Annotated in this window: 1 protein-coding gene; it reads left to right on the top strand. The window is 67.9% G+C overall.

Features of this window, described 5'->3' with window-relative positions:
- Positions 1-8,483 (top strand): non-ribosomal peptide synthetase (locus tag P3H15_RS52225; RefSeq protein ID WP_276144533.1); only part of this gene is annotated, 8,483 nt, incomplete at both ends.

Genomic DNA, 8,483 nt, shown 5'->3' on the forward strand with positions numbered 1-8,483 from the left:
CGTCGTACATGATTCCGGCGCAGGTCGTGCACCTGGACACCCTCCCGCTGTCGGTCAACGGAAAACTCGACCGCAAAGCTCTGCCCGCACCGAACCTCGACACCGCGACCGCTGAATACGTGGCACCGCGGACCCCCACCCAGGTGGTTGTCGCCGGTGTGTTCGCCGAGATCCTGGGCGTCGAGCGGGTCGGCATCCACGACCACTTCTTCGACCTCGGCGGCAACTCCCTCGTCGCCACCCGCCTGGTATCGCGACTGCGCAACGCACTCGGCGTCCCGGTGTCGCTGCGCGACGTCTTCGATGCGCCGACCGTCGGCGGGCTCGCGCAGCGACTCGACGGGGCCGACCCTGCGGCGCACCTCGCGCCTCCCGCACTGACCCCGCGGAAGCGGCCCGAGCAGGTGCCGCTGTCGCCCGCCCAGCAACGCGTGTGGTTCCTCAACCAGTTCGACACCGCGAGTCCGGTCTACAACCTGCCTCTTGCCGTGCGATTCTCGGGCGACCTCGACATCACGGCACTGAGTCGCGCACTCCGCGACGTACTGCACCGGCACGAATCGCTGCGCACCGTGTTCCCCGCCCCGGACGCCGGCCCCTGGCAGCGCATCCTCGACGTGCACGACGCCGACCTCGACCTCACAGTCGCCGAGGAGACGGAGGACGACCTCCCCGCCGCGATCCGGGGATTCGCCCTCGCCGGCTTCGATGTCGCCACCGAGATTCCGGTACGCGCTCGACTGCTGCGGGTGCGGAACGACGAACACGTGTTCGTCCTGGTGGTGCACCACATTGCCGCCGACGGATGGTCGTTCGCGCCGCTGTCCCGCGACCTGATGCTCGCGTACGCCGCGCGCAGCGGCGGCCACGAACTGCAGTGGACGCCGCTGCCAGTGCAGTACGCCGACTACACACTCTGGCAGCGCGAACTCCTCGGCGACGAGGACGACCCCGACTCGCGGGCCGCCCGCCAACTCGCGTATTGGGGAACCGCGCTGGCCGGGCTGCCGGACAGCCTCGACCTGCCCACCGACAGGCCGCGACCCACCGTCGCGTCGAAGCACGGCGCCACCCTGTCGTGGGAGATCTCCGCCGAACTGAACGAACGCCTGCTGAACCTGGCCCGCACACAGAACGCGACCCTGTTCATGGTCGCGCACTCCGCACTGTCGGTACTGCTCAGCCGGCTCAGCGCGACCACCGACATCGCCATCGGCACCCCCGTCGCAGGCCGCGGCGACCGCGACCTCGACGACCTGGTCGGCATGTTCGTCAACACCCTCGTGCTCCGTGCACAACTGGACCCGGCCTCGTCGTTCACCGAACTGCTACAGCAGGTCCGAGACGTGGACCTCTCCGCGTTCGCGCACACGGATGTGCCGTTCGAACGCCTGGTGGAGCACCTGAACCCCACCCGCACGGCAGCACACCACCCGCTGTTCCAGGTGGCGCTGTTCTTCCAGAACCACGCCCCCACGCACCTCGAACTCCCCGGCCTGTCGGTGTCGAGCCAACCGATCCTTCCCGACGTCGCCGCGTTCGACCTGCAACTCGTCCTCACCGACACCCACACCGCCGACGGGCGACCCGGCCCCATCGCCGCCGAATTCAACTACGCCACCGACCTGTTCGACGAGAGCACGGTCCGCTCGCTCGGTGCACAGTTCGTCCGGATCCTCGAGGCCGTCGCAGCTGCACCGCAGACGCCCGTCGGCGACATCGCGATCGCGGACGCCGCCACACGCATCCGGGAACTGTCCGGATGGAACGCCACGGACCACGACGTCCCCCTCACCACCCTGCCGGATCTGTTCGACGCGCAGGTGGCGCGGACTCCCGAAGCCCCGGCACTGGTGTTCGAGGGCGTCTCCCTCACTTATGCGGACTTCGATGCTCGGGTGAATCGGCTTGCCCGGTATCTGATCTCGTGTGGTGTGGGGCCGGAGTCGAGGGTCGCGTTGGCGATGCGGCGCTCGCTGGACCTGGTGGTGGGAATGTACGCGGTGGTGAAGGCGGGCGGTGCCTACGTGCCCGTCGACCCCGACCATCCCGCCGATCGCATCGGGTACGTGCTGCAGTCGGCCGGGCCGGTACGCGTCCTGACCACGACCGCGGATCACAGCGCAGTTCCCTCCGACGTCGACGTGATCACGATCGACGACCTGGACCTGACCGACTACTCGGGCACGCGCATCACCGACGCCGAACGATCGCATCCCCTGCGCGCGGACAACACCGCCTACGTCATCTACACATCCGGATCGACCGGTAAGCCGAAGGGTGTGGCGGTGCCGCACCGGGGCATCGTGAACCAGTTGGTGTGGATGCAGTCGGAGTACGCGTTGACCGGTCGGGATGTGTTGCTGCAGAAGACGGCGACGACGTTCGATGTGTCGGTGTGGGGGTTCTTCTGGCCGTTGCAGGTTGGTGCGTCGATGGTGTTGGCGTCTCCGGACGGCCATCGCGATCCGGCGTATCTCGCGGAGGTGATCGACGAACACGGGGTGACGGTGACCGATTTCGTGCCGTCGATGCTCGACGTCTTCATCGCCGCGGCGTCGGAGGCATCCTGCGCCACCCTGCGGCACGTCTTCGTGATCGGCGAGGCACTTCCCCCTGAAACCGCACATCGGTTCCGGGCCTTGTCGTCCGCTGGCCTGCACAATCTGTACGGTCCGACGGAGGCGGCGGTGTCGGTGACGTATTGGGAAACCAGTGCGTCGGACATGGCGACGGTGCCGATCGGGGTTCCGGAGTGGAACACGCAGGCGTATGTGCTGGATTCGCGGTTGCATCCGGTTCCGGTGGGGGTGCCGGGGGAGTTGTATCTCGGTGGCGTTCAGTTGGCGCGGGGGTATCTGGGTCGGGTGGATCTGACGTCGGATCGGTTTGTGGCGAATCCGTTCGGTGGTGTCGGGTCGCGGATGTATCGGACCGGTGATCTGGTGCGGCGCCGGCGGGATGGGGTGCTGGAGTACATCGGGCGTACCGATTTTCAGGTGAAGTTCCGTGGTCAGCGGATCGAGTTGGGTGAGATCGAGGCGGTGTTGCGGTCGCATCCGGGGGTGACCGGTGCGGCTGTTGTGGTGTACTCGGATGCCGTCACGGGTGATCATCTGGTGGCGTACGTGGTTCCGTCACAGGGTCATGCGGTGGACACCGAGGACCTGCGTCGGCACATGTCCGGCGCACTGCCGTCCTACATGCTGCCGTCGGCGGTGGTGCTGGTCGACGAGTTCCCGCTGAACACCAGCGGGAAGCTGGACCGGAAAGCACTCCCCGCGCCCGAGTTCACCGCGGCTTCGGGCGAATACATCGCACCGACCACGAGCGTCGAGCACTCCGTTGCCGCGGTGTTCGGCACGGTACTCGGACTCGACCGGGTGAGCGTCCAGGACAGCTTCTTCGACCTCGGCGGCAACTCGCTGATCGCGACCCAGCTGGTGTCCCGGATCCGTGGCGAACTGGGTGTCCCGCTCGCGGTGCGGGACCTGTTCGAGTCGCCGACCGTCGCGGAACTCGCGGCCAGACTGTCTCAGTCGACCGGAGCGGACACCCGACCGGAGCTGTCCCGGCGGCAACGGCCGGAACGGATTCCGCTGTCGCCCGCCCAGCAGCGCATGTGGTTCCTCAACCAGTTCGATCCGTCGTCCCCGGCGTACAACCTGCCGTTCGCGGTCCGCTTCACCGGGGCACTCGACCGCGTGGCGCTCGCGGCGGCCGTCGCGGACCTGATCGAACGGCACGAAACGCTGCGCACCGTGTTTCCGGATTCGGTGACCGGACCGCACCAGGTCGTGCGCGACACTGCCGACGCGCCACCGAATCTGACCGTCGCAGATATCGCCGAGGACGATCTCGAGACCGTCCTGGCGCGATACTTCACTACGGGGTTCGACGTCACCACAGACCTGCCGGTCCGCGTCACGTTGCTCCGGGTGGGCGCCGACGACCACGTGCTGGCACTGGTGGTGCACCACATCTGCGGTGACGGCTGGTCGATGGCACCGATGGTCCGCGACGTGATGGTCGCGTACGCGGCCCGCACCCGGGGCGAACGCCCCACCTGGACGCCGCTGCCGGTGCAGTACGCCGATTACGCCCTCTGGCAGCGCGAACTCCTCGGCGACGAATCCGCCCCCGAATCCCTGGCCGCCCGGCAGCTCGACTACTGGACGAACACCCTCGCGGGCATTCCCGAGGAACTGGATCTCCCGATGGACCGGCCGCGACCCGCGGAGCAGTCGTACCACGGTCGGCACGTCGACTTCGTCATCGACGCGTCCACGCACCGCGCGCTGACGGCGCTCGCGCAGTCCCGGCGGGCCACGCTGTTCATGGTGATGCACACCGCGCTCGCCGTGCTGCTCGGACGTCTCAGCGCCTCCTCCGACGTCACCATCGGCAGCCCCGTGGCCGGTCGCGGCGAACCCGAACTCGACGATCTGATCGGCATGTTCGTCAACACTGTGGCCCTGCGGACCCACATCGATCCGGGGTCCGCGTTCACCGACCTGCTCGACCACGTCCGCGAGGTGGATCTCGCGGCGTTCTCCCGCGCCGATGTGCCGTTCGAACGGCTGGTGGAGGTGCTCAGCCCCACCCGGCACGCGGCCCGGCACCCGTTGTTCCAGGTGATGCTCACCTTCCAGAACCTCGAGCAGACCGCACTCGAACTCGACGGACTCACCCTGCGCGGACTCGCCGCCGACATCGACGTCGCGAAATTCGATCTGCACGTCACCCTCGTCGAGCGGTTCGACGCCGCAGGCGGCCCCGACGGGATGACCGCGCAACTGACGTATGCGGCCGATCTGTTCGACGAGGACACGGCCGCCTCCATCGCCACCCGATTCATCACGATCCTCGATGTCGTTACCACCGACCCGAGAACGCCGGCCGGTGACATCGCCCTACTCGGCGCCGACGAGCACGCCGCACTGACCTACTGGAACGCCACGGACCACGACGTTCCCCTCACCACCCTGCCGGATCTGTTCGACGCGCAGGTGGCGCGGACTCCCGAAGCCCCGGCACTGGTGTTCGAGGGCGTCTCCCTCACTTATGCGGACTTCGATGCTCGGGTGAATCGGCTTGCCCGGTATCTGATCTCGTGTGGTGTGGGGCCGGAGTCGAGGGTCGCGTTGGCGATGCGGCGCTCGCTGGACCTGGTGGTGGGAATGTACGCGGTGGTGAAGGCGGGCGGTGCCTACGTGCCCGTCGACCCCGACCATCCCGCCGATCGCATCGGGTACGTGCTGCAGTCGGCCGGGCCGGTACGCGTCCTGACCACGACCGCGGATCACAGCGCAGTTCCCTCCGACGTCGACGTGATCACGATCGACGACCTGGACCTGACCGACTACTCGGGCACGCGCATCACCGACGCCGAACGATCGCATCCCCTGCGCGCGGACAACACCGCCTACGTCATCTACACATCCGGATCGACCGGTAAGCCGAAGGGTGTGGCGGTGCCGCACCGGGGCATCGTGAACCAGTTGGTGTGGATGCAGTCGGAGTACGCGTTGACCGGTCGGGATGTGTTGCTGCAGAAGACGGCGACGACGTTCGATGTGTCGGTGTGGGGGTTCTTCTGGCCGTTGCAGGTTGGTGCGTCGATGGTGTTGGCGTCTCCGGACGGCCATCGCGATCCGGCGTATCTCGCGGAGGTGATCGACGAACACGGGGTGACGGTGACCGATTTCGTGCCGTCGATGCTCGACGTCTTCATCGCCGCGGCGTCGGAGGCATCCTGCGCCACCCTGCGGCACGTCTTCGTGATCGGCGAGGCACTTCCCCCTGAAACCGCACATCGGTTCCGGGCCTTGTCGTCCGCTGGCCTGCACAATCTGTACGGTCCGACGGAGGCGGCGGTGTCGGTGACGTATTGGGAAACCAGTGCGTCGGACATGGCGACGGTGCCGATCGGGGTTCCGGAGTGGAACACGCAGGCGTATGTGCTGGATTCGCGGTTGCATCCGGTTCCGGTGGGGGTGCCGGGGGAGTTGTATCTCGGTGGCGTTCAGTTGGCGCGGGGGTATCTGGGTCGGGTGGATCTGACGTCGGATCGGTTTGTGGCGAATCCGTTCGGTGGTGTCGGGTCGCGGATGTATCGGACCGGTGATCTGGTGCGGCGCCGGCGGGATGGGGTGCTGGAGTACATCGGGCGTACCGATTTTCAGGTGAAGTTCCGTGGTCAGCGGATCGAGTTGGGTGAGATCGAGGCGGTGTTGCGGTCGCATCCGGGGGTGACCGGTGCGGCTGTTGTGGTGTACTCGGATGCCGTCACGGGTGATCATCTGGTGGCGTATGTGGTCGGAACGCCTGCCGGTCAGCTGGATGTGGAGGATCTGCGCCGGCATGCCTCGGGTTCGCTGCCGTCGTACATGCTGCCGTCGGCGACGGTGTTGCTGGACGAGTTCCCGTTGAACACGAGCGGGAAGTTGGACCGCAAGGCCCTGCCGGCGCCCGAGTTCGCCTCGAATGCAACCGAATACGTGACACCGCGCACCGAGGTGGAGCAGGTGCTCGCCGCAGTGTTCGGCACGGTACTCGGACTCGACCGGGTGAGCGTCCACGACAGCTTCTTCGACCTCGGCGGAAACTCGCTGTCCGTCACCCGCGTCGCCGCGCGCATCACCGAGTCGACCGGCACCCGGCTGTCGGTACGGGACGTGTTCGAAGCACCCACCGTGGCCGACCTGGCACTGCGCGTCGACCCCACTGCGACGGACGTGCGTCCCGCCCTGACGGCGGCGACCCGGCCCGCCCGCATCCCGTTGTCGCTCGCCCAGCAGCGCATGTGGTTCCTCAACCAGTTCGACGCCGGCTCCCCGGCCTACAACCTGCCGTTCGCGGTGCGGCTGTCCGGCGTCGTCGACATCGCAGCGTTGGCGGCCGCGTTCGACGACGTCGTCGAACGCCACGAGTCGCTGCGCACCGTGTTCCCGGATGGCGGGGACGGCCCCGAGCAGGTCGTACTGGCCGCCGCCGACGTCACCGTGACACTGTCTCCGGTCGACGTCACCGAAGACGATCTCCCCGGCCGGATGGCGGTGTTCGCGTCCCGCGGATTCGACGTCACCGCCGAGACACCGGTACGGGCCGCACTGTTCCGCATCGCGCCCACCGAATACGTCCTGGCCATCTCGCTGCACCACATCGCGGCCGACGGCTGGTCTTTCGGACCACTCGGCCGCGACGTCATGGTCGCCTACGCGGCCCGCGCGGAGGGTCACGCCCCGCAGTGGGCGCCGCTCGAGGTCCAGTACGCCGACTTCAGCGTGTGGCAGCGGAACGTCCTCGGCAGCGAAGACGACCCGGAATCCGTGATGGCCACGCAACTCGGATTCTGGACGCGCACGCTCGCCGGCGCGCCCGACGAACTGCCCCTGCCCTTCGACCGGCCACGCCCCGCGCACCCGACGTTCGCCGGGGGAACGGTCCGCTTCGGCATCGACCCCGAAACGCACCGGCGCATTCGACGACTCGCCCGGGAACACGGGGCCACCACGTTCATGGTCGCCCACGCCGCCTTCGCGGTGCTGATGGGACGACTGTCGGCGACCGGCGACGTCGCGATCGGCACCCCGATCGCCGGCCGCGGCGAACGCGCCCTCGACGACCTCGTCGGAATGTTCGTCAACACCCTGGTTCTGCGCACAGCCGTGCGTGGTGGAGACAGTTTCGCCGAGATGCTCCGTACGGTGCGCGACACCGACCTCGCAGCGTTCGCCCACGCCGACGTCCCGTTCGAGCGGCTGGTCGATGTCCTCGCCCCGACACGCACGGCGGCGCATCACCCCATCTACCAGGTCGCGCTGTCGATGAACCCGCTGCAGTCAGCGGACTACGAACTGCCGGGATTGCGGATCGGCGTGGAGGACGTGGATCCGGGGGTCGCCAAGATCGACCTCCAGCTGACGCTGGGCGAGGAACTCGATCACACGGGCTCGCCGTCCGGGATTCGTGCCGAATTCGTCTACGCCACCGACCTGTTCGACGAGTCCACCGTCCGCGACTTCGCGTGGCGGCTGCAGCGGATTCTCGAGGCCGTGACGTCCGATCCGGATACCGCGGTCGGGGACCTCGACCTACTCCACGACACCGAGTGGGACGCGCTGGTCCCGGCAAGCGGCCGGCCCGGGCTCTCACCGGTCACGCTGCCGGATCTGCTCGCCGCCGCCGTCCGTAGCAACCCCGACGGTGACGCCCTCGTCGCCCCGACACTTCTCGGCGGCTCCACCAGCACCGTCACCTACCGAGAATTGGACGCAGAGTCGAACCGTGTGGCGCGCCTGCTCGCAGCCATGCAGGTCGGCCCCGAGGTGTCGGTGGCGTTGGCGTTGCCCCGCTCCCTGGAGTCGGTTACCTGCACCTGGGCGGCGGCGAAGTCGGGGGCGGCGTTCGTTCCGGTGGATCCGAACTATCCGGCTGACCGCATCGCGTTCATGCTGGAGGATTGTGGTGCGCCGATCGGT

This window comes from Rhodococcus sp. T2V (genome assembly GCF_029269925.1).
Lineage (GTDB): Bacteria > Actinomycetota > Actinomycetes > Mycobacteriales > Mycobacteriaceae > Rhodococcus_F > Rhodococcus_F koreensis.